Source organism: Roseovarius spongiae (assembly GCF_003651245.1).
In the GTDB taxonomy this organism is placed as follows: Bacteria; Pseudomonadota; Alphaproteobacteria; order Rhodobacterales; family Rhodobacteraceae; genus Roseovarius; species Roseovarius spongiae.
Genome location: NZ_RAPE01000002.1, coordinates 666,068 through 691,783 on the forward strand (window position 1 = coordinate 666,068; position 25,716 = coordinate 691,783).

Annotated in this window: 22 protein-coding genes; 12 read left to right on the forward strand and 10 right to left on the reverse strand. The window is 66.7% G+C overall.

The genetic code is table 11. The annotated features are described in order from the left end of the window. Window positions 1-13: 13 nt before the first annotated feature. Window positions 14-1,147 (forward strand): flavodoxin-dependent (E)-4-hydroxy-3-methylbut-2-enyl-diphosphate synthase, encoded by a 1,134-nt coding sequence (ispG, locus tag D6850_RS09910; protein WP_121166333.1) that lies wholly within the window; start codon window positions 14-16, stop codon window positions 1,145-1,147. A gap of 1 nt (window position 1,148) precedes the next feature. On the opposite strand, the gene D6850_RS09915 is transcribed toward ispG, so the two are convergent. Genes D6850_RS09915 through D6850_RS09925 form a run of 3 tightly spaced genes read right to left on the reverse strand, consistent with a single transcriptional unit; the run spans window position 1,149 to window position 3,717 of the window. After that, on the reverse strand, window positions 1,149-1,640 hold the full coding sequence (locus D6850_RS09915; RefSeq protein ID WP_121166335.1) for a disulfide bond formation protein DsbA: 492 nt from the start codon (window positions 1,638-1,640) through the stop codon (window positions 1,149-1,151). Next, the gene (locus tag D6850_RS09920) at window positions 1,640-2,386 is read right to left on the reverse strand and encodes a DsbA family protein (protein ID WP_121166337.1); all 747 of its coding nucleotides are present in this window, start codon (window positions 2,384-2,386) and stop codon (window positions 1,640-1,642) included. Before D6850_RS09920 ends, D6850_RS09915 begins: the two co-directional genes overlap by 1 nt. 5 nt (window positions 2,387-2,391) lie before the next feature. Next, window positions 2,392-3,717 (reverse strand): M48 family metalloprotease, encoded by a 1,326-nt coding sequence (locus D6850_RS09925; RefSeq protein WP_121166339.1) that lies wholly within the window; start codon window positions 3,715-3,717, stop codon window positions 2,392-2,394. A gap of 60 nt (window positions 3,718-3,777) precedes the next feature. Between D6850_RS09925 and D6850_RS09930 the strand changes: the two genes are divergently transcribed. The 6 genes from D6850_RS09930 to D6850_RS09955 all read left to right on the forward strand — a co-directional run bounded on the left by D6850_RS09930 (window position 3,778) and on the right by D6850_RS09955 (window position 12,467). Continuing rightward, window positions 3,778-4,929: a pyridoxal phosphate-dependent aminotransferase gene (locus D6850_RS09930; RefSeq protein WP_121166341.1), complete on the forward strand. Its 1,152-nt coding sequence runs from the start codon at window positions 3,778-3,780 to the stop codon at window positions 4,927-4,929. Between the two features lie 75 nt (window positions 4,930-5,004). After that, window positions 5,005-6,222, forward strand: coding sequence for an N-acetylmuramoyl-L-alanine amidase (locus tag D6850_RS09935; RefSeq protein ID WP_245964146.1), 1,218 nt, complete (start codon window positions 5,005-5,007; stop codon window positions 6,220-6,222). A gap of 106 nt (window positions 6,223-6,328) precedes the next feature. After that, complete coding sequence (locus tag D6850_RS09940) at window positions 6,329-8,857, forward strand: penicillin-binding protein 1A (protein WP_121166343.1); 2,529 nt, start codon at window positions 6,329-6,331, stop codon at window positions 8,855-8,857. Window positions 8,858-8,949: 92 nt separating this feature from the next. Continuing rightward, window positions 8,950-10,074: a peptide chain release factor 2 gene (prfB, locus tag D6850_RS09945; protein WP_121166921.1), complete on the forward strand. Its 1,125-nt coding sequence runs from the start codon at window positions 8,950-8,952 to the stop codon at window positions 10,072-10,074. Between the two features lie 103 nt (window positions 10,075-10,177). Further along, window positions 10,178-11,587: an amidase gene (locus tag D6850_RS09950; protein ID WP_121166345.1), complete on the forward strand. Its 1,410-nt coding sequence runs from the start codon at window positions 10,178-10,180 to the stop codon at window positions 11,585-11,587. Between the two features lie 58 nt (window positions 11,588-11,645). Then, window positions 11,646-12,467: a DUF2189 domain-containing protein gene (locus tag D6850_RS09955; protein WP_121166347.1), complete on the forward strand. Its 822-nt coding sequence runs from the start codon at window positions 11,646-11,648 to the stop codon at window positions 12,465-12,467. A gap of 9 nt (window positions 12,468-12,476) precedes the next feature. On the opposite strand, the gene D6850_RS09960 is transcribed toward D6850_RS09955, so the two are convergent. From D6850_RS09960 to D6850_RS09970, 3 genes are all read right to left on the reverse strand, one after another. Beyond that, window positions 12,477-12,695, reverse strand: a complete 219-nt coding sequence (locus tag D6850_RS09960) for a hypothetical protein (protein WP_121166349.1) — start codon at window positions 12,693-12,695, stop codon at window positions 12,477-12,479. Beyond that, window positions 12,692-13,852 carry an aromatic ring-hydroxylating oxygenase subunit alpha gene (locus D6850_RS09965; RefSeq protein WP_121166351.1) on the reverse strand — a complete coding sequence of 387 codons (1,161 nt, stop codon included), beginning with the start codon at window positions 13,850-13,852 and terminating at the stop codon, window positions 12,692-12,694. The genes D6850_RS09960 and D6850_RS09965 overlap by 4 nt, the downstream gene beginning before the upstream one ends. A gap of 93 nt (window positions 13,853-13,945) precedes the next feature. Next, a complete protein-coding gene (locus D6850_RS09970) occupies window positions 13,946-14,770 on the reverse strand; it encodes a helix-turn-helix domain-containing protein (RefSeq protein WP_342769535.1) in 825 nt (274 codons plus the stop codon). Between the two features lie 221 nt (window positions 14,771-14,991). Between D6850_RS09970 and D6850_RS09975 the strand changes: the two genes are divergently transcribed. Beyond that, window positions 14,992-15,357 carry a hypothetical protein gene (locus tag D6850_RS09975; RefSeq protein ID WP_121166355.1) on the forward strand — a complete coding sequence of 122 codons (366 nt, stop codon included), beginning with the start codon at window positions 14,992-14,994 and terminating at the stop codon, window positions 15,355-15,357. An 85-nt stretch (window positions 15,358-15,442) separates the two neighbouring features. Here D6850_RS09975 and ilvN read toward each other — a convergent pair whose 3' ends face one another. Together ilvN and D6850_RS09985 are read right to left on the reverse strand one after the other, a co-directional pair. Further along, on the reverse strand, window positions 15,443-16,015 hold the full coding sequence (ilvN, locus tag D6850_RS09980) for an acetolactate synthase small subunit (protein ID WP_121166357.1): 573 nt from the start codon (window positions 16,013-16,015) through the stop codon (window positions 15,443-15,445). A gap of 76 nt (window positions 16,016-16,091) precedes the next feature. Continuing rightward, entirely contained in the window at window positions 16,092-17,846 is a 1,755-nt protein-coding gene (locus D6850_RS09985; protein WP_121166923.1) for an acetolactate synthase 3 large subunit, read from the reverse strand. Between the two features lie 417 nt (window positions 17,847-18,263). Between D6850_RS09985 and D6850_RS09990 the strand changes: the two genes are divergently transcribed. The 3 genes from D6850_RS09990 to D6850_RS10000 all read left to right on the forward strand — a co-directional run bounded on the left by D6850_RS09990 (window position 18,264) and on the right by D6850_RS10000 (window position 22,700). Then, complete coding sequence (locus D6850_RS09990; RefSeq protein WP_121166359.1) at window positions 18,264-19,349, forward strand: TRAP transporter substrate-binding protein; 1,086 nt, start codon at window positions 18,264-18,266, stop codon at window positions 19,347-19,349. An 82-nt stretch (window positions 19,350-19,431) separates the two neighbouring features. Beyond that, entirely contained in the window at window positions 19,432-20,343 is a 912-nt protein-coding gene (locus D6850_RS09995) for a TRAP transporter small permease subunit (protein WP_121166361.1), read from the forward strand. Continuing rightward, on the forward strand, window positions 20,343-22,700 hold the full coding sequence (locus tag D6850_RS10000; protein WP_121166363.1) for a TRAP transporter large permease: 2,358 nt from the start codon (window positions 20,343-20,345) through the stop codon (window positions 22,698-22,700). Before D6850_RS09995 ends, D6850_RS10000 begins: the two co-directional genes overlap by 1 nt. A 24-nt stretch (window positions 22,701-22,724) precedes the next feature. On the opposite strand, the gene D6850_RS10005 is transcribed toward D6850_RS10000, so the two are convergent. Then, window positions 22,725-23,039: a hypothetical protein gene (locus D6850_RS10005; RefSeq protein ID WP_147438886.1), complete on the reverse strand. Its 315-nt coding sequence runs from the start codon at window positions 23,037-23,039 to the stop codon at window positions 22,725-22,727. Between the two features lie 27 nt (window positions 23,040-23,066). Here D6850_RS10005 and D6850_RS10010 point away from each other — a divergent pair, with 27 nt between their 5' ends. Further along, window positions 23,067-24,254, forward strand: a complete 1,188-nt coding sequence (locus D6850_RS10010; RefSeq protein WP_121166365.1) for an alpha/beta hydrolase — start codon at window positions 23,067-23,069, stop codon at window positions 24,252-24,254. 23 nt (window positions 24,255-24,277) lie between these two features. Here D6850_RS10010 and D6850_RS10015 read toward each other — a convergent pair whose 3' ends face one another. Beyond that, the gene (locus tag D6850_RS10015; RefSeq protein WP_121166366.1) at window positions 24,278-25,594 is read right to left on the reverse strand and encodes a serine hydroxymethyltransferase; all 1,317 of its coding nucleotides are present in this window, start codon (window positions 25,592-25,594) and stop codon (window positions 24,278-24,280) included. Window positions 25,595-25,716: the final 122 nt, after the last annotated feature.

A 25,716-nucleotide genomic window follows, 5' to 3' on the forward strand; every position in this document is an offset into this window, starting at 1 on the left:
AGGACCCGCGCCCATGTCGCTCAACCCCATCCGCCCCTGGCGCAACATTCACCGCCGCGAGAGCCGGCAGATCCATGTCGGCAGCGTCCCGGTGGGCGGCGGCGCGCCGATCAGCGTGCAGACCATGACCAACACGGCGACTACCGATGTCGCCGCCACCGTCGCGCAAATCCAGGCGGCGGCCGAGGCGGGGGCGGATATCGTGCGCGTGTCGGTCCCGGACGCTGCGTCCTCCAAGGCGCTGAAGGAGATCGTGGCCGAATCGCCGGTGCCGCTCGTGGCGGACATCCATTTCCACTACAAGCGCGGGATCGAGGCCGCCGAGGCGGGCGCCGCCTGCCTGCGCATCAACCCGGGCAATATCGGCGCGCCCGAGCGCGTGCGCGAGGTGATCGCGGCGGCGCGGGATCATGGCTGCTCGATCCGGATCGGGGTCAATGCCGGGTCGCTCGAAAAACATCTGCTTGAGAAATACGGCGAACCGTGTCCCGACGCGATGGTCGAGTCGGGGCTCGAACATATCCGCATCCTTCAGGATAACGACTTCCACGAATTCAAGATCAGCGTGAAGGCGTCGGACGTCTTCATGGCCGCCGCCGCCTACCAGCAACTGGCCGAGGCGACGGACGCGCCCATCCACCTTGGCATCACCGAGGCGGGGGGGCTCATCAGCGGCACGGTGAAATCCGCCATCGGCATGGGCAACCTGCTCTGGGCCGGCATCGGCGATACGATCCGCGTGAGCCTGTCTGCCGACCCGGTGGAGGAGGTGAAGATGGGCTTCGAGATCCTCAAGTCGCTCGGCCTGCGCCATCGCGGGGTCAACATCATCTCATGCCCGTCCTGCGCGCGCCAGGGCTTCGACGTCATCAAGACGGTCGAGATCCTTGAAGAGCGGCTCGAGCATATCAAGACGCCGATGAGCCTGAGCATCATCGGCTGCGTCGTGAACGGCCCCGGTGAGGCGCTGATGACCGACGTGGGCTTTACTGGCGGCGGCGCGGGGTCCGGTATGATCTATCTTGCCGGCAAGCAGAGCCACAAGATGAGCAACGAGGCGATGATCGACCATATCGTGGAACAGGTCGAAAAGCGCGCCGAGGCGATCGAGGCGGAATCAGCGGCGGCGGACAAGGCGGCGGAGTAGGTCACTCCGCGCCCAGGTATTTCCCGAGCACGATTGGCGGCATGTGCCCGCGCAACACCATGTCGGTTAGCACGTAGAACGGCGCGCCGTCGAGCTCGAGCGCCTCGGCCCAAGCACGGCCTTGCGCGTCGGCCATGTCGCGCAGGATGAAGGTTGCGCCGAAAGCCTCTGAAAATGCTTCCAGTTCCCTGATCGCATCCGCGCAGTCCGCACAATCGGACCCGACGAAAAGCGCGATGTCGCGCCCCGCAAGGATCTCTGGTGCGATCCGCCCGAGCAGGGAAAGATCGTCGTCGATCTGCTGCCGATAGGCCGATTGCACCGGGTTGCGCTGCTCAAGCGCCCGCGCCACGATTTCGGGATGGGCGAGGAGCGCCGCGCGCACCTCGGCGCGGAAGGCTGCGCGCTCGGCATCGCTCAGCGCGGTGAAATCGGTGGCCGCCGCGGCAAGGGGCAGGGCCGCGATCAGCGTGGCCCCGGCAAGCGCGCGCATCAGCTGCGCTCTTCGGCCACGATCTGTTGCATGCCCTCAAGCGGGACGTAGCCCCGGATCATCTGGTCGCCCATCACGAAGGACGGCGTGCCCGAGATATCGAGCCGCGCCGCCAGCGCGCGGTTGGCGTCGATCACCGCCGTGACGTCGTCGCTGTCCATATGCGCCATGATCGCATCGGTATCGAGGCCGAAGGACTCGCCCAGGCGGCGCAGCGTCACGTCGCTGACATCCCCCTTCATGGTCATCAGCGCGTCATGCACCTGCTTGTAAGCCTCATCGCCCGCCACCTGCTGGGTCGCGATGGCGAAGCGCGACGCAAGCACAGAGGAGTCGCCGAGGATCGGCAGTTCCTTGACGATGAAGCGGATGTTGCCGTCGCTCTCAACCAACTCGTTGACCTCGGGAAACGCCTTGTGACAGTAGCCGCAGCGATAATCGAAGAACTCCACGATGGTGATGTCGCCCTCGGGGTTGCCGCCGACGAATGAATGGCCGTCATTGAACAGCGCGTCGGCATTTTCGGCCACGAGGTCCACGTCGTTGGCCGCCTGCAATTCCGCCTGCCGCTGTTCAAGCACGGCGACCGCCTCGTAGATCACCTCGGGGTTGTCGAAAAGGTAGGCCCGCACCTCGGCGCGGAAGGCCTCGCGCTCGGCGTCGGTCATCTGGGCAAGGTCGAGCGCGGCGGCGGGGCCGGCGACGGCGCAGGCGAGGGCGGCGGAGCAAAGCAGGGAACGGAGCATCAGGGTCATTTCCTTTTGGAGGCGCGTTTCGCGGCAGAAAGCACATCCTGCGCCCGTTGCCAACCGGCGGAGCCGCGCGGCAGCAGACCGGCGGCGCGTTGCGCATGAAGCCCGGCATCCTCGAGCCGCCCCGAAAGCGCGTAGCGTTCGGCTGTCACGAGCGACGCCATGCCATTATTGCCCGACTTCGCGTAAGCCACGGCAAGGTCGCGCATCACCCGACCGTCGCGCCCGTCGCGCGCGCGGGCCTTTTTCAACACGCCGAGCGCCTTTCCGGCCTGTCCCTGCGCCATCAGCGCGCGCCCGTAGGAGCCAAGGATCAGCGCATCGTTGGGCGCGGCGTTGACCGCGCGGGCATAGGCGTTCGCGGCGGCGGCGAACTGGCGGTGCTCCATCAGGATCTGGCCGCGCAGTTCATGGTAGAACGGATCGTTCGGTCGCAGCGCGATGGCGCGATCCATCGCCGCCAGCGCCTTGCGCAGGTTCGAGCGGCGGTGCCAGGCGATCGCCTCGCGCATGAGGCCCACGTCCTTGAAGCCAGACTCGCCCGCGCGGTTCAGCGTCCATTTCGGGTTGCGCTGAAACGCCGAGAGCTTGCCCTTGGCCCGGGCGAACCAGTACCGGTCCTTGACGCTCGGCTGCACCTTGCCGCCATGCGCGTCGGCGAGACGCTTGAGCGTGCGGTAACGGTCGGCCGAGAGCGGATGCGTGCGCGCGTAAGGATCCTGCCGCGCCGCCGAAAGCGTTTCCTGCCCGCGGAAGATGTCCATCACCTCGGCCGCGCCAGCCGGGTCGCGCCCCGCGCGCACCATGTAGTTGATCGCCGCGGCGTCGGCGCTGCTTTCCTCGGCGCGGGTATGCGCGAAGAGAAGCCGCATCGCGGTTCCCATCGACCCGGCGGCGATTCCCGCAGCGGCCTGCGCGTTGCCGCTCACCGCGCCCGCGGCTGCGGCCAGCGCCATGCCGAGTCCGGCGGCAGTGCGTGCGTTTCGGATGTTGATCGGACGACGCACGAGGTGGCCGTTGGCGATATGCGCGGCCTCGTGCGCGACGACCGATTGCAGCATCTGCGGCGTCTTCATCTTCAGCAGCAGTCCGGAGTGGATGAAGACGTTGTCGCGGTCCACCACGAAGGCGTTGAGGCTGCGGTCGTCGATCACCAGGATGCTCATCCGGTCGGGGTTGAGCCCGGCGGCGCGCAGCACCGGCGCGGAAAGCTGGCGCAGCGCGTGCTCGATATCCGGGTCGCGCAGCAGGGTGAGCGCGCTCGCCGGCTGCGCGAGCGTGACCGCGACGAGGCAGGCGAGGGCGAAAAGGCGGATGAGGGTCATTGACGGCCCGATGCTGAGGGGTGAAACGAGGGCTTGCCCACGCAGTCTAAGGACAAGATCATGGATAACTCAAGACGTTCACAGGTCGATCCCTTCATCGTGATGGACGTGATGGAGGCCGCCCGCGCCGCCGAGGAGGCGGGCCGCCACATCATCCACATGGAGGTGGGCCAGCCCGGCACGCCTGCGCCGGCGGGCGCGCGCGCCGCGCTGGCGGACGCGATGGAACGGGACGCGATGGGCTATACCGTGGCGCTCGGCCTGCCGGCGCTGCGACGGCGCATCGCGCGGCTCTACGGCGAATGGTATGACGTCGATCTCGATCCGGCGCGCGTGATCGTGACGCCGGGGTCGTCGGGCGCGTTCATCCTCGCCTTCACGGCGCTTTTCGACACCGGCGCGCGGGTCGGCGTGGGTGCGCCCGGCTATCCGTCCTATCGCCAGATCCTGCGCGCGCTCGACCTCGTGCCGGTGGACATCGAGACGGCGACGGAAAACCGCCTGCAACCCGTGCCGGCGGACCTGGGCGGGCTCGGCCTTGACGGGCTGATGGTGGCGAGCCCCGCCAACCCTTCCGGCACGATGCTGGACCGCGCCGCGCTCTCGGGCCTGATGGGGGCGTGTGCGGAGAGGGGGACGAAATTCATCAGCGACGAGATTTACCACGGCATCGAGTACGAGCGCCGCGCGGTGAGCGCGCTCGAGATCGGCGATGACTGCTATGTGATCAATTCGTTCTCCAAGTATTTCTCGATGACCGGCTGGCGCGTCGGCTGGATGGTGGCGCCGCCGGATCACGTGCGGGTGATCGAACGGCTGGCGCAGAACCTCTTTATCTGTCCGCCTCACGCGAGCCAGGTCGCGGCGCTGGCGGCGATGGATTGCGAGGACGAGTTGCAGGCCAACATGGAGGTTTACCGCGCCAACCGCGCGCTCATGCTCGACGGGCTGCCGCGTGCGGGCTTCGACCGGATCGCGCCGCCTGACGGTGCGTTTTATGTCTATGCAAATGTGGAGCATCTCACCGATGACAGCCGCGCGTTCGCCGCCGAGATCCTGCGCGAAGCGGGCGTCGCGGTCACGCCGGGGCTCGATTTCGATCCCGTCCGCGGCCACGGCACGCTGCGGTTTTCCTACGCCCGCGCCACCGACGACATCAAGGAAGGGCTGGCGCGGCTCAAAACCTTCATGGAGGCGCGTGGCGCGGTGTAGTGTCCGCCGCCCGGGGATGCTATAGAAGGGACGACAAGCCCCGGCGCAACGGGGCGCAATCGGGCGGGCGTTCGAATGATGAAACTGGGCTGGGCCATCGTGGCGGCCATCACCCTGGCCCTGCCGGCCAATGGCCAAGAGCTTGGCGGGCTGGCGCGGCTGGACGCGGATGCGAGCGCGATCACCGGCGTGCGCGACAAGGTGAAGATCGACCTGGCGCTGAGCCAGGGGGTGCCTTACCGCGTTTTCACGCTCGATGATCCGCCGCGGCTCGTCCTTGACTTCCGCGAGGTGAACTGGACGGACGTGATCGCCGACCGGTTGAACGACGCCGCCAATGTCAGCGCGGTGCGCGTCGGCGGGTTCCGTCCCGGCTGGTCGCGGATGGTGGTGGACCTGAACGGGCCTTTCGCGCTTGAGACCTCCGCGCTCGACCTCGATCCGCAGGCTGGGTCGGCGCGCTTGCAGGTGACGCTCGGGCGGGTGAACGCGGCGGAATTCGCCGCGCGCTCGGGCGCGCCTGCCGCGCAGGGCTGGGATTTGCCGCCGGTTGATACGGCGAAGGAGCGCCCCGAACGCGATCCCGACGCGCCGCTGCTGATCGTGCTCGACCCCGGCCACGGCGGCATCGATCCGGGCGCCGAGGCCGGCCAGGTGGCCGAGAAGGACCTGATGCTGAGCTTCGCGCGCCAGCTCAAGGAGGCGCTGCTGCGCGCCGGCGGGGTCGAGGTAGTGCTGACGCGGGAGGATGACAGCTTTGTCTCGCTCGAACGGCGCGTCGCGATCGCTCACCGGCAGGGTGCGGACCTGTTCCTGTCGCTGCATGCGGATTCGCTGGATGAGGGGCGGGCGCGGGGGGCGACGGTCTATGCGCTCTCGCCGGATGCGTCCGACGCCGCCAGCGCCGCGCTGGCCGAGAGGCACGACCGCGCCGACATGCTGGCCGGCGTGGACCTGACCGGCGCCGACGACATCGTCGCCGACGTGCTGATGGACCTCGCCCGGATGGAGACCCAGCCGCGCGCCGAGCTGCTGGCGCGCTCGCTTGTGCGGGGGATCGAGGAGATGGGCCTGCCGCTCAACTCGCGTCCGCTGCGCGCGGCCAGTTTCTCGGTGCTGAAATCGCCCGACATCCCGTCGATCCTGCTGGAGCTGGGTTTCATCTCGGACGGGCGCGACCTCGATAACCTGGTGGACCCGGAGTGGCGCGACAGGATGGCCGCCGCGATCACCGACGCGATCCGCGCCTGGCTGATCGCCGACGCCGCCGCCGCCGAACTGGTGCGCCAGTGAAGACGCGGACATGCGCGGGAACCAGCCCAGATCCCGCGGTTTTGTGTTTTGACGCCGGGCATGGCGGTCCCTATATGGGCTGGCAGATGCGCGGATCGGGGACAAGATGCTGAGATCACTGCTGACATTCTTCGGATCGATCTTCAGCCTCCTGACCATGGGGCTGATGGTCGTCGCGCTGAGCATCGGCGCGATCTTCTACATCTATGGCCGCGACCTGCCCAGCCACCAGAGCCTCGCCAACTACACCCCGCCGACGATCAGCCGCATCTTTTCAGGAAAGGGGCGGATCATTGACGAATTCAGCCGCGAACGCCGCCTGTTCACGCCCGCCGAGGAAATCCCCGACCTCGTGAAAGAGGCGTTCATTTCCGCGGAGGACAAGAATTTCTACAGCCATTCGGGCTATGACGCGCGCGGCATCGTGGCGGCCGGGATCGAGGCGGTGCGCACCCGCGGGCGCACCGTGCGCGGCGCCTCGACTATCACGCAGCAGGTGATGAAGAACTTCCTGCTGTCGGGCGACCGCAAGATCGAGCGCAAGATCAAGGAGATCATCCTCGCCACAAGGATCGAGGAAACGCTGAGCAAGGAGAAGATCCTCGAACTCTACCTCAACGAGATCTTCCTCGGGCAGAACTCCTACGGCGTGGCGGCGGCGGCGCAGACCTATTTCAACAAATCCCTCGATGAACTCGCCCCGCACGAGGCGGCGTTCCTCGCCGCCATGCCCAAGGCGCCGAGCGATTACCACCCGGTGCGCAACAAGGATCGGCTGCGCGCGCGGCGCGACTACGTGCTGCGCGAGATGCAGCAGAACGGCTATATCACCAACGCCGTTTACCAGTCCGAGGTCGAGGAGCCGCTGCGCAGCGTGCAGAACGGGGATTTCGAACCCTTCTCCAAGCAACTGCCGCCGCGCGACTATTTCACCGACGAGATCCGCCGCCAGCTGAGCCGCGATTTCGGCGAGGGCGAGTTCTTTTCCGGCGGCCTTTCGGTGCGCGCCACGGTCGATCCCGAGATGCAGGTCGAGGCGGCGCTGGCGCTTCAAAAGAAGCTCGAGGAATACGACCGCGGGCGCGGGACCTGGCGCGGCACCGGCAAGACGTTGCCCGCCGAGGCGCTGGAAAACGAGGAGTCCTGGCGCGCGGCGCTTGCGGATGTCGATGTCGCGCGCGACATCCATCTGGGCGGCGACTGGCGCCCGGCGGTCGTGCTTGGCATCGGCGACCAGGAGATGCGGATCGGGATCGAGGGGGTGACGGAAACCGACGCCGAACCCCAGGTGATCCCGCGCAAGGACATTGCCTGGCTGCCGAAGAACTTCGAGCAGACCTTCAACGTCGGCGACGTTGTCCATGTGCGCCGCATGACAGAGGGCGAGCGCGGCGAGGGCGATTTCATCCGCTGGACGCTGCGGCAGGTGCCCGAGGTGCAGGGCGGTTTCATGGCGATGGACGTGAACACCGGGCGGGTGATCGCCATGCAGGGCGGGTTTTCCTACCAGAACTCGGTCTTCAACCGCGCCACGCAGGCCCAGCGTCAGCCGGGGTCGAGCTTCAAGCCCTTCGTCTATGCCGCCGCGCTCGACAGCGGCTACAGCCCGGCGACGATCATCGTCGACGCGCCGATCGAGGTGAACACGCCGCAGGGCGTCTGGCGGCCGCGCAACTCGTCCAACAAGTTCTACGGGCCGACGCCATTGCGCACGGGCATCGAGCAGTCGCGCAATCTGATGACGATCCGTCTCGCGCAGGAGGTCGGCATGGGCACCGTCGCGTCCTACGCCGAACGGTTCGGCGTCTATGACGACATGGGGCCCTATCTCGCCAATGCGCTGGGGTCCGAGGAGACCACGCTCTTCAAGATGGTGGCGGCCTACGCAATGTTCGCCAATGGCGGCGAGCGGGTGGAGCCGACGCTGGTGGACCGGGTCCAGGACCGCTACGGGGAGACGGTCTATCGCCATGATCCGCGCCGCTGCGTCGATTGCGACGACCCGGACATTCCCGTCAACCGCGCCCCGCGCATCGTATCCGACCGCGAACGGGTGATCGACGCGATCACCGCCTACCAGCTCACCTCGATGATGCGCGGCGTGGTCGAACGCGGCACTGCGGCGGGCAACGTGCGGCTGAACGTTCCTGTGGCGGGCAAGACCGGCACCACCAACGACGCGCGCGACGTGTGGTTCATCGGGTTCACCAGCAATATCGTCGCGGGCTGCTACATCGGTTACGATCAACCCCGCAGCCTTGGCCGCCGCGCCTATGGCTCGAGCATGTGCGGCCCGGTCTTCACGCAATTCATGAAGAAGGCGACGGCGAAATACGGCGGCGGTGATTTTGCGCTGCCCCCCGGCGGGCATTTCATCAAGATCGACCGCTACAGCGGCGCGCGCCTGCCCGACGGCGCCTCGGGCCCATCGGTGGTGGCCGAATATTTCCGCGACGGCGAAGAGCCGATCTTTGGCCTGGCCTATGACGGCGGGTTCGCGATGGGGCATGACCTGGAGCTGTTCCGCGAAGGCGAAACCGAGCAGGTCAAGGAGGTGACGACCTCGACCGGCAAGAAGGTGACGGTGGGGGAGAAGGCGACCTTCGGCTCGATGAGTTCGGGCGGGCTCTACTGAGGGCGCTCCTGCCGCCCGTGCGGGCGTCCTCGCGTCTTGCCCGTTCCGGCGGGCTGCGGTATCACGCCGATCTAACAAACAAGGACCGGATGATGCGCGCGGAAATACAGACATTCACCGCCGAGATCGAGAATTCGCTCGAGCTGTTGCGCCAGCGCATGGGCTGGGAAACGGCGCAGCACCGGCTCGAGGAATTCAACGCGCGGGTCGAGGATCCGACGCTGTGGGACGATCCGGCGCGCGCGCAGAAGCTGATGCGGGATCGTCAGAACCTGGTCGACGCGCTCGAGACGCATGACGCCATCCGCCAGGAGCTTTCGGACAATCTCGAGCTGATCGAGATGGGCGAGGCGGAAGGCGACGCCGACGTGATCGCCGAGGCCGAGACCGCGATCCGCGCGTTGAAGAAACGCGCGGCCGCCAAGGAGCTCGAGGCGCTTCTGGATGGGGAGGCGGACGGCAACGACACGTTTCTGGAAATCAACGCCGGGGCGGGCGGGACCGAATCCTGCGACTGGGCGGCGATGCTGGCGCGGATGTATGTTCGCTGGGCCGAGAAGCGCGGCTACTCGGTCGAACTGCAATCGGAGCAATCCGGCGACGAGGCCGGGATCAAGTCCGCGACCTACAAGATCAGCGGGCACAACGCCTATGGCTGGCTGAAGTCCGAGAGCGGCGTGCACCGCCTCGTGCGGATCAGCCCCTACGATTCGGCGGCCAAGCGGCACACGTCGTTCTGTTCGGTCTGGGTCTACCCGGTGGTGGACGACGACATCGAGATCGAGGTGAACCCCGCGGACATCCGCATCGACACCTACCGCAGCTCGGGCGCCGGCGGGCAGCATGTCAACACCACCGATTCGGCGGTGCGGATCACCCACCATCCCACCGGCATCGTGGTGACGAGTTCGGAAAAATCCCAGCACCAGAACCGGGACATCGCGATGAAGGCGCTCAAGTCGCGGCTTTACCAGCGCGAACTCGACCTGCGCCACGCCGCCATCAACGAGGCCCATGACGCCAAGGGCGACGCGGGCTGGGGAAATCAGATCCGATCCTACGTCCTGCAGCCCTACCAGATGGTGAAGGATCTGCGCACCAACCACGAGACTTCGGACACCAAGGGGGTTCTCGACGGCGACCTCGACCCGTTCATGGCGGCGACGCTGGCGATGAACGTGAGCGGCAAGAGCCGCGCCGAGGCGCAAGGCGACTGAGGCGGCGCCCGTACCTGGCCGCGCTTTCGGGTATTCCAGGCACATTGAAAGGCTTGCGGGGGGCGGGTCTGCTGCGCTCTGTTGGGTGCGGGGAGGGCCGTCGATGGATGATGTGCTGAATCTGGATGCGGGGGCGCAGGCGGCGTTGATCGCCGAAGGGCGGCTGTCCTGCGAAGACCTGATGCGCGCCACGCTGGCGCGGGTGGACGCGGTGAACGGTGCGGCCAACGCCATTGTGGCGTTGCGCGACGGCGATGATCTGCTGGCCGAGGCGCGGGCGGCGGATGACTCCGCGGCGCGCGGGCCGCTGCACGGGCTGCCCATCGCGATCAAGGATCTGGCGGATGCGGCGGGGTTGCCGACCTCGCAAGGCTCGCCGTTGTTTGCCGGACAGGTCGCGGCGGAGGATGCGCCGCATGTCGCACGGCTGCGCGCGGCGGGGGCGATCGTGATCGGCAAGACCAACACGCCCGAATTTGGCCTTGGCAGCCAGACATTCAACGAGGTTTTCGGCGCGACGCCAAACCCTTATGATGCAAACCTCACCTGCGGCGGCTCATCCGGCGGGGCGGCGGCGGCGCTGGCGCATCGGATGGTGGCGCTGGCGGACGGGTCGGACATGATGGGCAGCCTGCGCAATCCGGCGGGCTGGTGCAATGTCTATGGCATGCGCCCCTCCTGGGGCGTGGTTCCGGGCGATCCGACGGGCGAGCTGTTCCTTCACCAGCTCTCGACCAACGGGCCGATGGCGCGCAGCCCGGACGACCTTGGGCTCATGCTCGGGGTGATGGCGGGGCCGCTGGCCGGGACGCCGCACGGGCGGGCGTTGGAGCCGGCGCGCGGCTTTGGCGACGATGGGCCGCGGATCGGCTGGCTGGGCGACTGGGGTGGCGCGTGGCCTTTCGAGGCGGGGATACTGGATCTGTGCGAGTCGGCCTTGCAGGTGTTCGCAGGGCAGGGCGCAGAGATCGAACCATTGGCGCCGCCCTTTCCGGCTGAGGCGCTCTGGGACAGCTGGACCGCGCTGCGCAACTGGAGCGTAGGCGCGTCGCTTGCCCCGCTCATGGAAGACGCCGCGGCGCGCGACCGGCTGAAGCCCGAGGCGATCTGGGAGGCGGAGCGCGGCGCGGCGCTGAGTGCTGGCGACGTTCACGCGGCCAGCGTGATCCGCTCGAATTGGTTCCGCGCCGCCGCCGCGCTGCTGGAACGCTACGACGCGCTGGCGCTGCCGACCGCGCAGGTCTGGCCGTTCGCGCACGCGACGCGCTGGCCCGACCATATCGGCGCGGTGGAGATGGACACCTATCACCGCTGGATGGAATGCGTCATACCGGCCAGCCTGATCGGCCTGCCGGCTGTGGCGGTCCCGGCCGGGTTCGGCGCGAACGGGTTGCCGATGGGGCTGCAACTGATCGGGCGGCGCGGCGCGGATCGCGACCTGCTGGCGCTGGCTGAAATGTATCATGTTGAGACCCGCTGGCCCGAACGCCGCCCACCGCCGAAGGTGAACTGAACAAACATCTTTGTGCGCCGGACGCGGTTGGGTAGGATTCCCACCGGGAGGAACATGGATGACGGATCACGAAACGAACGGCGCCGGCGCGCCGGACCTGGGGCGCGTGGCGTTCCCGATGCTGGGCGAGGCGCTTCGACGCGGCTGGGCGGACATGCGCGCCGCACCCGGGTATGCGGCGCTGTTCGCCGGGGTCTATGTCGCGATCGGATGGGCGATGATCGGTGTCACGCTGGCGACGGGGCAGAGTTACTGGCTGGTCTTCGCCGCCGTCGGCTTCCCCCTCGTGGGACCGTTCGCGGCGGTCGGGCTCTACGAGGTGAGCCGCAGGCGCGAGCGTGGCTTGCCGCTTGAGCCGGGCGCGATCTTTGGCGTGATTGCGCACCAGCGGACGCGGCAACTGCCCTCGATCTGCGCGATCATCGTCTTCGTATTCCTCGTGTGGTTCTTCATCGCGCACATGATATTCGCGCTGTTCATGGGGCTGGCGGTGATGACCAACGTGTCCACCTCCTACGAGGTGTTCCTGACCGTGAACGGCGTTGCCATGCTGGCGGTGGGCAGCGTGGTGGGCGCGCTTTTCGCCGCGTTCATCTACGCGATCACGGTGATGGCGCTGCCGATGCTTCTCGACCGGGAGGTCGATTTCGTCAGCGCCATGATAGCCAGTTTCGGCGTGGTTGCGGACAGTCCCGGGGTGATGCTGGCCTGGGGGGTGTTCATCGCGCTGGTGACGTTCCTCGCGATGATCCCGGCGTTCATCGGGCTGTTCGTCGTGCTGCCGCTGCTGGGGCATGCGACATGGCGCCTCTATCGCCTGGCTTGCGAGGCGGGGCGGCGCGAGGCGGAGGAAGAAGAGGCGGTCGGCGTGCCGGTCTGAGCACGGCGGCTATTCCTCGCGCCCCGCGGCCTTGAGGCGCGCATGCAGCGCGCGCGCCTCGCGCGCGCCGGCTTCGAGCGCGAAGACATAGGCATGGGTGAGGAAGAAGCCGGCGGCGTCCGGGTCGTTCGCCTGGTCCGCCGCCTGCGTATAGAGCCGCACGAGCGCCGGCCCGTCGTGACGCTCATGCGCCGCGATCATGGCCGCGTCGAGACCCTGGATCGTCATTCCGCCGCCCTGGCCTGCGCGCGATGCGCGTCCACCTTGCCGGCCACCCAGGCGTGGAAGCAATGGGTCGGGCTGTCCATCACGGGCGAAAAGCGCCCGCCGTCGAACTGCGCCACGTGACGCCCCTTCTGCATGCCCTCAACGACGAATATGTCCTCTTCGAACACGGTCTTCCACTGCCGGGTGTTGCGCGCGCGCAGCCCCTCGGGCGTGCCGGGTTCGGCGTAGTAGAGATGGACATGCTCGATCGTGCGTTCCTGCCCCTTCGGTTCGAGGATGATGGTGAAAGCGTGATCGCGGTGAACGCCCAGCAACACGTTGGGATAGACGGCGATGTATTCCGCCTGTTCGTTCCATTTCTCGCCGACCTCCTCGAAATCCGGGAAGCGGTCGCCGTTCTCGTCGGTGAGTTGGCGATAGACCATCGTGCCCTGGCCGGAATAAGCGCCCGGTTCCTCGATATGGTAGTGATCCTCGAGCCGGGAGTAGCTGTTGAGGCCGGGATGAATCCACGGGAGGTGGTAGCTTTCGCAGTAGTTGTCGACCGCGAGCTTCCAGTTGGTCGCCACCTCGAGCTGAAACTTGCTGCCCGCCCCGCCGTGATAAAGCGGCAGGTCGAATTCGGACCAACGCTCGATGATATGCGACATCGCCTCCTCGAAGGCGGGCGCGTCGCCGGACAGGTTGATCCAGACGACATCGCGCCAGACATGGCTGCGGACCCTGTGCAGACCCAGTTCGTCGCGCATGATCGCGGGATGGGTGTTCTGGCCGGGGCCGCCGACATGCGGTGTGCTGACCAGGTTGCCCTTGGTCGAATAGCACCACGAATGATAGGGGCAGCGGATCGCGCCCTCGATCCGGCGCGGTTCGGAAACGAGCATCATGCCGCGGTGACGGCAGATGTTGTGAAAGACCCGCACCTCGCCGTCCTTGTCTCGGATGAGCAGAAGCGGCGTGCCGAGGAACTCCAGCGGGACCGCGTCGCCCGGTTCGGGAACGTCGGCAGCCACGGCGAGGCCGGCCCATTGCGAGAACAGCAGCGCGTGCTTTTCCTCCTCGAACACCGCGCGGTCGACGTAATGAGCGTTCGGCAGCCCGTTGGCGGTGTCGACCGGGCGGCGCACGCCCGAAAGATCGGTGATCGGCTTGGTCATAACGGAAACCTCCCTGAACCATCGACGGAATCATCTCGCGAAAGCGGCGCGCGCGCTCGACGATCCGCGACCTCAGTTGCCTCAAGGCGACATTTACCGGAAGGGCGTGTCGGGCTGCAGCAGCTTCGCGTGGAAGGGGGGCACCTTGTCGCGGTCGACCAACCCCGACTCGCGCGCGGTGGCGAGGATCGCCGGAGTGTTGCGTCCGAGATGTTCGTAGATCATCCGCGTGGCGCGGATGCCGGTCACCTTTTCGCGCACCGTGCGCGTCACGTATCCGATCCAGAGGTTCGACTGAAAGGAGGTTTCCGGCGCGAGAAAGTTGAACGAGGCGGCCATCGCGTTGCGGTGGGTGACGACGATCATGACGCCTTCCTCCTGCCGCAGCGCGATGCCGCGATATTCGCGGTCCCTGGGATCGGTCGAGAGCCCCTGCCCACGCAGCGCCCCGCGCGGCTCATAGCCGCGCAGGAAGGTGTAGTCGTCCTCGCGGAACACGTAGACCAGCCCGACGACGAATTGCGCCTCGTCGATGAAGCTGCGCCGCATGAAGCGATAGAACCCGTCGGGCAGCAGGTTGGGCGACACCTCGATCGGTTCGCGCCCGAAAAAACCGTGAAGCGCCGGGTGCCGCAGCAGGTCCTGGTGCGCGGTTCTCAGCGCCTCGACCGGCTCGAGCAGGATGCGCGCGTCCACGTCGAAAAAGCTGCAGATCCGGTGCAACACGTCCGGGCGCGGAAAGCTCTCGCCCGAGAGGTAGCGGTTGAACTGGGTGCGGTTGATCTTGAGGTCGCGGCACAACTCGGCGATTGACGGGTAGTTCGAGCTGAGCCGCCGCAGGTTGCGCCCGAAAATCTGGCGCAACTGTGCCGGGTCCATCGCGGGCTGATGAGGTTCCTTGTGCGTCTCGTCGTCCACGATGGCCCCCAGTCCACGTCCGAGGATGCGACCATGTGTCGCCTCCTGCCAAGCGCCTAGACATGATTTTCCTGCCCTGTCACAAGAAGTGACGCGGGTTGGCGTCAGATTTCGGTTTAGGTGACACAAATGTCTCGATGCGAATGCATAATCTGCCGTTCCCGTCAGGTCAACGGCGGGACATTCTTAGGCAACAGGCTACGCGAATGATTGGGGGAAACATGTACGGTGTCGTCCTTTGGAGTGACCAGAATCCGGACCGGGCCGTCATCTGGTGCGAGGATCATGGCGATCTGGCCTTTTATCGCTGCGAGGGGCGGGAATGCCCTGAAATGGCGCAGATCAGCCCCGGCGACCTGGTGACGTTCGATCTGTGCGAAAAATCCGACATGCGCCGCGCCCGCGCGCCGCGCCTGGTGGAGCAGGACAGTCATCCCAACCTTACCCGCGCGCTTCAGCAGGCCGGGCGCAACGCAGGCGCGTTCCCCGACACCCAAAGCGACGTGCCGGCCCCGGGCGCCGGGCCGCAACAGCCCGAAACGGCGCAAAACGTGGTCCCGTTCCGCCGGCCCGCGATGGCCGGGTAGGGCGGCGCGAAACCTTCGTTTGCCGTGATTCAGCGGGTCGTGGCGCAGGGATCGCCCGCGCCGTCGCCCCATGCGCGACCGGTCGTCAGTCCGAGCCGAGCGCGCCGCGGGGCAGGGCGGCGACGCCGGTGCGCGCCATGTCCGACAGGCCCAGCGGGCGCATGAGATCGGCGAAGGCGTCGATCTTGGCCGGGGTGCCGGTGATCTCGAACACGAAACTGTCCAGCGTGCTGTCCACGACATTGGCGCGGAAGATGTCGGCCAGCCGTAGCGCCTCGACCCGCTTGTCGCCGCTGCCCTCGACCTTCAGAAGCGCCAGCTCGCGCTCCACCGCGCGCCCCTCGACCGTGAGGTCGTGCACCTCGTGGACGGGGACGATGCGGCCGAGCTGCGCCTTGATCTGTTCGATCACCTGCGGCGTGCCGGTGGTGACGATGGTGATCCGGCTGGTGTGCCCCTGGTGGTCGGTCTCGGCGACGGTCAGGCTGTCGATGTTGTAGCCGCGCCCCGAGAACAGGCCGATCACGCGGGCCAGCACGCCGGGTTCGTTATCCACCAGCACGGCGAGCGTATGGGTTTCCTGCACGTCCGAGAATGTGGGGCGCAGGTTGTAGGCCGAATGTTTCGTCGTGCCTTTCTTGATCTTCAGGGCTGACATCTTTCGCCTTTCTTGTCTTTCGATCCGCAGCCGGAATTTTCAAGAAATTCCGCTCCGTTCACTTTCTTGCGCGATGTTACACCAGGACCGCGCCGCCGGCCTTGATCGCGTCCTTGGTCGAGGCCTCGCCCAGCAGCATCTTGTTGTGCGGCTCGCCCGAAGGGATCATCGGGAAGCAGTTCTCGTGCTTTTCCACCAGGCAGTCGAAGATCACCGGGCCGTCGTGGTTCACCATCTCCATGATCGCGTCATCCAGATCGGCGGGGTCGTCGCACTTGATGCCCTTGGCGCCGAACGCCTCGGCCAGTTTCACGAAATCCGGCAGCGCCTCGGACCAGGAATGCGAATACCGCTCGCCATGCAGCAATTCCTGCCATTGGCGCACCATCCCGAGCCGCTCGTTATTGAGAATGAACTGCTTGACCGGCAGGCGGAACTGCACGGCGGTGCCCATTTCCTGCATGTTCATCAGCCATGACGCCTCGCCCGCGACGTTGATCACGAGGCTGTCGGGATGCGCCATCTGCACGCCGATGGACGACGGAAAGCCGTAGCCCATCGTGCCCAGGCCGCCCGAGGTCATCCAGCGGTTCGGATCCTCGAAGCCGAGATACTGCGCCGCCCACATCTGGTGCTGGCCGACCTCGGTGCAGACATAGCGGTCATGATCCTTGGTCAGCGCCTCGAGCCGGGCAAGCGCGTGCTGGGGCTTGATCGTGGGACCGGACTGTTCGAACTTCAGGCAATCCACCTTGCGCCATTCGTCGATCTTGCCGCGCCACTTCGCCAGCGCCTCGCGGTTCATCTTGCGTCCGCGGCTCTTCCAGAGGTTCAGCATATCCTCAAGCACGTACGCCACATCGCCGACGATGGGGATGTCGGTCTTGATGACCTTGTTGATCGAGGACGGGTCGATATCGATATGCGCCTTTTTCGAGCCCGGAGAGAACGCGTCGAGCCGCCCGGTGATCCGGTCGTCGAACCGTGCGCCGATGTTGATCATCAGGTCGCAGTCGTGCATCGCCATGTTCGCCTCGTAGAGGCCATGCATCCCCAGCATCCCGAGCCAGTGCTCGCCGCTCGCGGGATAGGCGCCGAGGCCCATCAGCGTCGAGGTGATCGGCACATTGGTGGCGTCCACCAGCTCGCGCAGTAGCTGGCTTGCCGCCGGGCCGGAATTGATGACGCCGCCGCCGGTGTAGAAGATCGGACGTTTGGCGGTTTCGAGGGCGGCCACCAGTTCGGTGATGGCGTCCATGTCGCCCTTGACCTGCGGCTGGTAGTGGCCGGTGGACGTCTTCTGCGGGGGCGTGTAGGCGCCGCTGGCGAATTGCACGTCCTTGGGAATGTCCACCAGCACCGGGCCGGGACGCCCGGCGGTGGCGACGTGGAACGCCTCGTGCAGGATGCTCGAGAGCCGGTCGGTGTCCTTGACCAGCCAGTTATGCTTGGTGCAGGGCCGGGTGATGCCGACGGTGTCCGCCTCCTGGAAGGCGTCCGAGCCGATCATGAAGGTCGGCACCTGTCCGGTGAGCACGACGATCGGGATCGAATCCATCAGCGCGTCGGTGATGCCGGTCACGGCGTTGGTGGCGCCGGGGCCGGACGTGACCAGAACGACGCCGGGTTTGCCGGTGGCGCGCGCATAGCCCTCGGCGGCGTGGACCGCGCCCTGTTCGTGCCGCACTAGGATGTGGCGGATCTCGTTCTGCTGGAAGACCTCGTCATAGATCGGCAGCACCGCGCCGCCGGGGTAGCCGAACACGACGTCCACGCCCTGATCCCTGAGGGCCTGAACCACCATTTTCGCTCCGGTCATCTGACGTGTCATCGCTTCGCTCCGTTCATGACATCCATCCATCCATTCGCTGCGCACAAAAAAGCCCCCGAAATTCCGGGGGCGCATGGGGTACCGTTATGGTGTCCGTTACCGGCCCATGCGCCATTTGCCTACGATTACGATCAGCCGAGACATCTCTGCCGTTCCCTTTCATGCGTGGGCGAGACATTATTTGCGGCGCCGGAACGCGTCAAGCGCGAATTCATGCGAAAAAGCCGCAGGCGTCGCCGCGCGTCCCGGCCGGCGGGCACGGGACGCGCAGATCGCCCGAAGCCGGCGCGCGGAAGGTATTTCCATCACCCGACGCTGTGTTTATGCTCGCCCCGAGCCGGGCCGGGCAACGTTTCGGGCCGGACCGGGACGGGCGCCGCGACAAGGGCGCCTGGGAGCAAGTTGGAGGAAAATCCCATGGACAGACGGTCATTCCTGAAGAACAGCGCGCTGGGCGGCGGCGCAGCCGCCGCGGCCACGCTGGCCGCGCCCGCCTATGCGCAGGGCAAGCGCACGCTCACGATGGTCACCTCGTGGCCGCGCGGCTTCGCCGGGCTGGCCGACGACGCCGAACTGCTGGCGGCCAACATCTCGGAAATTTCGGACGGGTCTCTCCAGGTCGAGGTGAAGCACGCCGGTGAACTGGTCGGCGCCTTCGAGAGCTTCGACGCGGTCTCCTCGGGGCAGGCGGACATGTATCACGCCGCCGACTACTACTTCGTGAACCAGCACCCGGCCTTCGGGCTGTTCACCGCCGTGCCCTTCGGCATGACCACGACCGAGATGAACGCCTGGTATTACAGCGCCGGCGGCATGGCCCTGCACCATGAACTCGGCGAGATCTTCGGCCTCAAGTCCTTCCTCGCGGGCAATACCGGCGCGCAGGCCGGCGGCTGGTTCAACAAGGAAATCAACAGCCCCGAGGATCTCCAGGGCCTGAAGTTCCGCATGCCGGGGCTCGGGGGCAAGGCGCTGGGCTATCTCGGCGTGTCGGTGCAGAACCTGCCCGGCGGCGAGATCTACCAGGCGCTGTCTTCGGGCGCGCTTGACGGTGCGGAATGGGTCGGGCCGTGGCTCGACGAGAAGATCGGCTTCCAGGAGGTGGCGAAATACTACTACCCGGCAAGCTTCCAGGAGCCGAGCGCGGCGCTGTCGCTGGCCACCAACCTCGACGTGTTCAACAGCCTCAACCCGGCGCAGCAGCGCGCGATCCAGGTCTCGTCCGCGTCCAACAACGTCACCAACGCGAGCCGCTTCATCGTCGAGAACGGCGACGCGCTCGAGCGGCTCGCCTCGGGCGGGACAAAGCTGATGGAGTTCCCCGACGATGTCTGGGACGCCTTCGGCGAGGCCAGCCAGAAGCTCTATGCCGAGTTCAACGAGGACGAGATGTTCAAGAAGATCTTCGACAGCTACATGGCCTCGATGAAGAACACGACCGGCTGGATCAGCCGCTCCTCGGACGCCTATCGCCGTCAGCGCGACCGCGTGATGGGGCTCTGAGCCGATTGCGCCGTGACGGCCCGCCCTCCGGATGGGGGGCGGGCCGGTTCAGGCCGCGCTGCGGGCGCCACGGAAAAAGGGGATGAACGCAGTGCTGGACGCGCTCTTGCAGTTCTTTCGGAACATCGCTCTGGCGTTCTGGAATTTCGGCCAGGCGGTAAGCCATCCGCATCTCTGGCTCGACTGGTCCGACAACGAGGCGGTGATGCGGTTCGTCTATTACGGCGCCTCCCGCGAGCTGTTCTTCGTCGCGCTCACCGCGTTCCTGCTGCTTACTGCGGTCGGGCTCTGGCGCAACCGCTTCATGTGGGGCGTGGTGCGCGGGCTCGAGGGGTTGGCCAACACGCTCGGGCGTTTCTTCGCCTGGGCCGGTCTGCTGATGGTGCTTCAGCAGATCGTCATCGTCTTCATGCAGCGCATCTTCGTGAAGGGGCAGATCGTTCTCGGCTTCGGCGTCGGGCTCGACATGCCGGTGAGCTGGTATTCCGAGGAGCTCAAGTTCTACAACGCGCTGATCGTCTGCCTGTGCTGCACCTACACCTTCGTTCAGGGCGGCCATGTGCGGGTGGACCTGGTCTATTCCGCCGTGTCCTTTCGCACGAAACGGGTGATCGACATGGTGGGCAGCCTGCTGTTCATGATCCCGGTGGCGCTGCTGATCTGGCTCTATGGCTGGTTCTTCCTCTGGCGTCACCTGATCGTGCCCAACCCCTCGGCCTCCGATACGCTGGAGCGGCTGCTGATGAAGGCGCGCGCGCTGCGCTGGAACGTGGAAACCTACGGGTTCAGCCCCAACGGGTTCAACGCCTATTTCCTGTTCAAGGTGCTGCTGGTGGTCTTTGCCGGCCTGATCGTGCTTCAGGCGGTGGCGTTCTTCTACCGCTCCTACCTCGAATGGAAGGAAGGGCCGGAGGCCGACGGCAGATACCTTGACCGCGATCCCGTCGGCAAGCGCCGGGATGCGCCCGAGGCGGCGCATCAGGGGGGCTGCTGATGCTGTTCGGACTGGACGGGGTCGAGCTCGGCCTCATCATCGTCGCCCTCTGCCTGTTCGGGGGCATCCTGTCCGGCTTTCCGGTGGCGTTCGCGATCGCCGGCGCGGGCATCCTGTCCTTCGCGATCATCGCCGCGCTCAACTCGGCTGGGCTGCTGATCCACCAGGCCATCGACACCGGCAGCGAAGGCTACCGCGCGCTGATCGCCAGCGGGGTCAAGCCGGAAAGCGTATCGATCTTCCGATACCCCGACCTCGCCCGGATCGCCACGCCGGTCTTTCCGCAGGGCTGGGAGGTGGCGCTCGACCGCAACGTGTCCTTCATCGTCAACCGCATCAACGAGCGCGTGCTTGCCGGCCAGTCCATCGAGACGCTGCTCGCCGTCTTGATGTTCGTGATGATGGGGATCACGCTCGAACGTTCGGGCATCGCGGAGGATTTGCTGACCACGATGGCGCGGGTCTTCGGCCCGCTGCCCGGCGGGCTTGCCGTGTCGGTCGTGGTGGTGGGCGCGTTCCTTGCGGCCTCGACCGGAATCGTCGGGGCGACGGTGGTGACGATGGGCCTGCTGAGCCTGCCGACCATGCTGCGGCACAACTATTCCCCCGAGATCGCCACCGGCGTCATCGCCGCCGCCGGGACGCTGGGGCAGATCATCCCGCCCTCGATCGTCATCATCCTGCTGGGCGCGCTGGCGGGCGATCTCTACTCCGCCGCGCAGGAGACGCGCGCCATGGCGGCGGGCTGCAACGACGCGCTGACCTATCTGGGCGAGGCGGCGGTGGTGTCGGTCGGCACGCTCTTCCAGGCGGCGCTGCTGCCGGGCGTCTTCCTCGCGCTGCTCTACGCGCTCTACGCGTTCGGCTACGCGCTGCTCAACCCGTCGCGCGCGCCGTCGGTGGCGATGGAGGGGCAGGCGGGGGGTCAAGCCGTCACCCGCGGGGAGGCGTTCACCTGGTTCGTCGGAGCGCCCCTCGGGCTGATCGCGGCGATGCTGCTTGCCGTCAACCTGGGCGTCGTCGGGTCGCAGAGCCTCGCCGTGGACAGTTTCACCGACCGCACCGGGGGCGCGTCGCTGCGCACCAACGTGAGCGCGGAATGCATGGTCTCGATGATAGAACTGCACGGGCAGGGCGAATGGGACCGCGCCGTCGCCGAAACCGAGGCCATCGCGGCGGCGGGCGGCGAACATGAGAGCGTGCGGCTTTCGCCCGAGGAGATCGCCGCGCGCAGGGCGGAGAAAGAGGCGGCTGCGGCGCCCATCGGCACGGGTGTCGCATTGATATTCGTGCTTTTCGCGCTGGTGCTCGCGCTCGGGCGTGGCGTCGCGCCCATACGCGATCCCCGGCCACTGCTGATCGGCGGGGTCGGGGTCGTGTCCGGGCTTCTGGTCGACATGCTGCTCATCGCGCCTTCCGCGAGCGCGGGCGCGACCGTTCTGATGCTCGCGTTGCCACTGGCGCTGGCCTTTTACGGGGCGGCGGCGGCAGCGCGGCGGCTGGCGCGTAATGACCTCATCCGCGTGGTGTTCCCGCCGCTGGTTCTGATCGTCGCGGTGCTGGGCTCGATCCTCGGGGGCATCACCAACCCCACCCCCGCGGCGGCGCTGGGGGCAGGGGGCGCGATCATGCTCGCGGCCTATCGCAGGCTGCGGGAAACCGAACGCTCGGCGAAGGTGATCATCTGGGCGACGCTGGCCATTGGCGCCGCGATCCTGATCGGCGTCAACTTCGATCTGCGCATCAACCGCGAAGAAGGCGTCGGCGTCGAATCCATCGCCGCCTTCGTCGCCGCCTACGCCGCCTATCTATATGCGATGTTCGGGTTGCTCTTCTCGTGCTGGGTCCTGTTCGCGTCGGGCGTGCTCACCCCGGTGGTGCGCGAGACGGCCAAGGTCACCTCGATGGTGTTTACCATCCTGATCGGGTCGCAACTGCTGAACCTGGTGGTGATTTCCTTTGGCGGCGAGCATTACATCCAGGAGTTCCTACGCAGCTACGACAGCGAATTGCAGGCTTTCCTCGTCGTGATGCTGGTGCTTTTCGTGCTGGGCTTCGTGCTCGATTTCCTTGAGATCATCTATATCGTGATCCCGATCGTCGGCCCGGTGATCTATGGCGGATCGTTCGATCCCAAATGGGTGACGATCATGATTGCGGTGAACCTGCAAACCTCGTTCCTGACGCCGCCCTTCGGATTCGCGCTGTTCTACCTGCGCGGCGTGGCCCCGGCGAGCGTGACCACCGGGCATATCTATCGCGGGGTGTTCCCCTTCGTGCTGATCCAGGTGCTGGGCCTCGCGATCCTGTGGTTCTTCCCGGCCATCGTCACCGTTGTGCCGGCGATACTGGGGTAACAGCGGTCACGGCTACGCGGCGGATCACCTGCCGAGCAACCAGTTCACCGCGCTCCACCGCGATGGCGCGGGAAGGGAAGCGTCATCGCAAGTGAGGGCGCGTCCCATCATCCGGTGGGCCGCCTCGCTGCGCATCCGCCGACCCCGCTGCATGTAGTAGCCGGTGTCGATCGAGCCGTCTGCGCGGTATCTGATATCGGTGTCGTTCCGCATGATCCGTCCTCCCAATGCCGATGCATTGATCAAAGCACGGACCATGACGTTTCGCTTGAACGTGTCCTTGGGAACCTCTTGTCCTTTCCTTGTGATTTCACTGCTTGTGCCAATTTCCTTGGCCAAAACGGTTAAAACGCGCTTAGCTGTCGCATGATCTATCGTTTCGCGGATTGCAGCATCGACACTGGCCGGCACAGATTCACCCGTGGCGGCGCCACGCTACATCTGGAACCGCAGGTCTTTGCCCTGCTGGCCGAACTGGCGCAGGCCGGCGGTGCGTTGGTCAGCAAGGATCGTCTGATCGAGACGGTATGGCAGGGGCTGGCAGTCTCCGACGCCACGATCAGCGCGCGGATCAGCGCCGCGCGCGCCGCCCTCGGAGACACGGGACGGGACCAGCGGTTGATCCGGACGGTGCCGAAGCGCGGCATTCAACTCCTGCCCGAGGTGACGACGGACGCACCGGCGCCCATTGAGGCGACGGGCGGAGGACGCGAAGCGCCGCCGATCCGCTTCACTCAAGCGCGGGACGGCGCGACCATCGCCCACAGCGTCAGTGGTTCGGGTCCGCCGTTGCTGCGCGCCGGGCACTGGCTGTCCCATCTGGAGCTCGACTGGCGCTGCCCCGTCTGGCAACCGTTTCTGACCCGATTGGGGGGCGATTTCACTCTTTGCCGTTACGATCAGCGCGGCACCGGCCTGTCAGGGCGCGATCTGGAGAATGTCGGGGTCGGTGATTTCGCCGATGACCTCCGGGCGGTGGCCGATGCGGCGCGTCTGGACCGCTTTTCCATATTTGCCGCGTCGCAGGCAGTGCCGGTGGCGATCCGGTTCGCGGCGCGCCACCCCGAGAGGGTCAGCCGTATGGTGCTCTATGGCGGCTATGCCAAGGGGCGCAGCCTACGCCCGAAACAGCCCGGTGATATCGATGAGGAGACGATGCTCGGCCTGATCCGCGCGGGTTGGGGGCAGGCCGACAGCGCATTCTTTCGCGCATTCGTGAGCCTGTTCATGCCGGACGGGACGCCCGAGCAGGTCGCCAGCTTCGCGCGTGTGCAGAGCCAGTCGATCACGCCCGAGAACGCGGCGCGTCTGCGCAGAGCGGTGGACCGGTTCGACGTTGCGGACGATCTCGACCGCGTGCGCGCCCCGGTGCTTGTGGTCCATGCGCGGGGCGATGCGATCCAGCCAATCGCGCAGGGTCAGTTGATCGCATCCCGTATCCCCGACGCCGAGTTCATGATGCTGGACAGCCGAAATCACGTGCCGTTGCCGCAGGAACCTTGCTGGACGCAGCTCATGGATGCGGTCTCCGAGTTTTGCCTGCGCGCGGAGTGATTCCCTGCGCGGCTTGTCTCGCATCAATGGATGAAATGCAGCCGGTCGAAGCCCTGGCGGAACGCGGCGACCCGCGGGGCGAGGGCGGCGGGGTCGTTGGCGCGCAGCGCCTCGGCGATCAGGCTGGCAAGTTCGGGCGCGTGGTCCTCGGTCACGCCCCAGCGGACCAGTTCGGGCGTCCCCAGGCGCAGCCCGTTCATGTCGCCTTCAACCTCGTCCACGGGCAGGCCGATGCCGCAGGCGAGGAAACCCGCCTTGCGCAGCCGTTTCGACGCGGCCTGACCACCCCCGAACCGCGCGGCCTCGAGCGCGAACTGGTGCGAGCGGGTAAAGCCCCGCCCGGCGGCGAAGACCGGCAGGCCCGCCGCATCCAGCGCCTCGGCCAGCGCGCGCGCCACGCGGATCATCGCGGCGGCGTAATCGCGCCCGAAATCGCGCCAGTCGAGCATCCCCATCGCCAGCGCGGCGGATTTGGCGGCGTCGAAATTCGCCGTCATGCCGGGAAAGGCGATGGCGTCGAGCCGCTCGGCCATCTCGGCATCGTCCGAGACGATCAGCCCGCCCGGCGGACCGCCGAGGCTTTTGTAGGTGCTCATCGTCATCAGGTGCGCGCCCTCGTGCAGCGGGTTCTTCCATGCCCCGCCGGCGATGATCCCGCACTGATGCGCCGCGTCGAACATCAGCTTCGCGCCCACCTCGTCGGCGATGGCGCGGACCTCGGCGACCGGATGCTCGAAGAGGTTGAGGCTGCCGCCCAGCGTGATGAGCGCGGGGCGCACGTTATGGGCCAGCGCGCGCAGCGCGTCCACGTCGACCGTATAGCCGTCCGCGGCGACCGGCGCGGGCGCGGTGCTCAGACCGTAAAGCCCGGCGCAGCCCGCCGCATGATGCGTGACATGCCCGCCGATGGCCGCGGGCGGCGCGATGATCGCATCACCGGGTTTGCAGGTCGCCATGAAGCCGTAGAGGTTCGCGATCGCGCCCGAGGGCACGCGGATCTCTGCATAGCGCGCGCCGAAAACCTCCGCGCAGAGCTGGGCCGCGATCACCTCGATCTCCTCGATGGCCTCGAGGCCCATTTCGTACTTGTCGCCGGGGTAGCCCAGCGAGGGGCGCGAACCGATGCCAGCGGCCAGCAGCGCCTCGGCGCGCGGGTTCATCACGTTGGTGGCGGGGTTGAGGTTGAAGCAGTCGCGTTCGTGAATGCGCCGGTTGTCCTCGGCCAGCGTTTCCAGCCGCGCGGCGATGTCGGCGCTGGTGGCCTTGGCGGTGCGGGCGGCTATGTCCTGGACCAGCGTCTCGCTGGCGTCTGGAACCCAGGGACGGCGGGCAAGGGTCATGGCGTGGCTCCTGTCTGTGTCGCGCTACCTAAGCGCGTCACCGGGACGAGGGCAAACGCGAACTTCTGCGTGCGGCGCGGGGATGCAGCGCGTCAGGCCCGGTCGTCGCCGCGCGCCTTGGC

What these genes read in the sequence shown, in the direction of transcription:
- D6850_RS09930 (WP_121166341.1), top strand. Translation starts at nt 3,778, where the DNA reads ATGGATAACTCAAGACGTTCACAGGTCGATCCCTTCATCGTGATGGAC.
- D6850_RS09990 (WP_121166359.1), top strand. Translation starts at nt 18,264, where the DNA reads ATGGACAGACGGTCATTCCTGAAGAACAGCGCGCTGGGCGGCGGCGCA.
- D6850_RS10010 (WP_121166365.1), top strand. Translation starts at nt 23,067, where the DNA reads ATGATCTATCGTTTCGCGGATTGCAGCATCGACACTGGCCGGCACAGA.
- D6850_RS09975 (WP_121166355.1), top strand. Translation starts at nt 14,992, where the DNA reads ATGTACGGTGTCGTCCTTTGGAGTGACCAGAATCCGGACCGGGCCGTC.
- D6850_RS09935 (WP_245964146.1), top strand. Translation starts at nt 5,005, where the DNA reads ATGATGAAACTGGGCTGGGCCATCGTGGCGGCCATCACCCTGGCCCTG.
- D6850_RS09915 (WP_121166335.1), bottom strand. Translation starts at nt 1,640, where the DNA reads ATGCGCGCGCTTGCCGGGGCCACGCTGATCGCGGCCCTGCCCCTTGCC.
- ilvN (WP_121166357.1), bottom strand. Translation starts at nt 16,015, where the DNA reads ATGTCAGCCCTGAAGATCAAGAAAGGCACGACGAAACATTCGGCCTAC.
- D6850_RS09925 (WP_121166339.1), bottom strand. Translation starts at nt 3,717, where the DNA reads ATGACCCTCATCCGCCTTTTCGCCCTCGCCTGCCTCGTCGCGGTCACG.
- D6850_RS09985 (WP_121166923.1), bottom strand. Translation starts at nt 17,846, where the DNA reads ATGACACGTCAGATGACCGGAGCGAAAATGGTGGTTCAGGCCCTCAGG.
- D6850_RS09950 (WP_121166345.1), top strand. Translation starts at nt 10,178, where the DNA reads ATGGATGATGTGCTGAATCTGGATGCGGGGGCGCAGGCGGCGTTGATC.
- D6850_RS10015 (WP_121166366.1), bottom strand. Translation starts at nt 25,594, where the DNA reads ATGACCCTTGCCCGCCGTCCCTGGGTTCCAGACGCCAGCGAGACGCTG.
- prfB (WP_121166921.1), top strand. Translation starts at nt 8,950, where the DNA reads ATGCGCGCGGAAATACAGACATTCACCGCCGAGATCGAGAATTCGCTC.
- D6850_RS09960 (WP_121166349.1), bottom strand. Translation starts at nt 12,695, where the DNA reads ATGACGATCCAGGGTCTCGACGCGGCCATGATCGCGGCGCATGAGCGT.
- D6850_RS10000 (WP_121166363.1), top strand. Translation starts at nt 20,343, where the DNA reads ATGCTGTTCGGACTGGACGGGGTCGAGCTCGGCCTCATCATCGTCGCC.
- D6850_RS09920 (WP_121166337.1), bottom strand. Translation starts at nt 2,386, where the DNA reads ATGCTCCGTTCCCTGCTTTGCTCCGCCGCCCTCGCCTGCGCCGTCGCC.
- D6850_RS09940 (WP_121166343.1), top strand. Translation starts at nt 6,329, where the DNA reads ATGCTGAGATCACTGCTGACATTCTTCGGATCGATCTTCAGCCTCCTG.
- ispG (WP_121166333.1), top strand. Translation starts at nt 14, where the DNA reads ATGTCGCTCAACCCCATCCGCCCCTGGCGCAACATTCACCGCCGCGAG.
- D6850_RS09955 (WP_121166347.1), top strand. Translation starts at nt 11,646, where the DNA reads ATGACGGATCACGAAACGAACGGCGCCGGCGCGCCGGACCTGGGGCGC.
- D6850_RS09995 (WP_121166361.1), top strand. Translation starts at nt 19,432, where the DNA reads ATGAACGCAGTGCTGGACGCGCTCTTGCAGTTCTTTCGGAACATCGCT.
- D6850_RS09965 (WP_121166351.1), bottom strand. Translation starts at nt 13,852, where the DNA reads ATGACCAAGCCGATCACCGATCTTTCGGGCGTGCGCCGCCCGGTCGAC.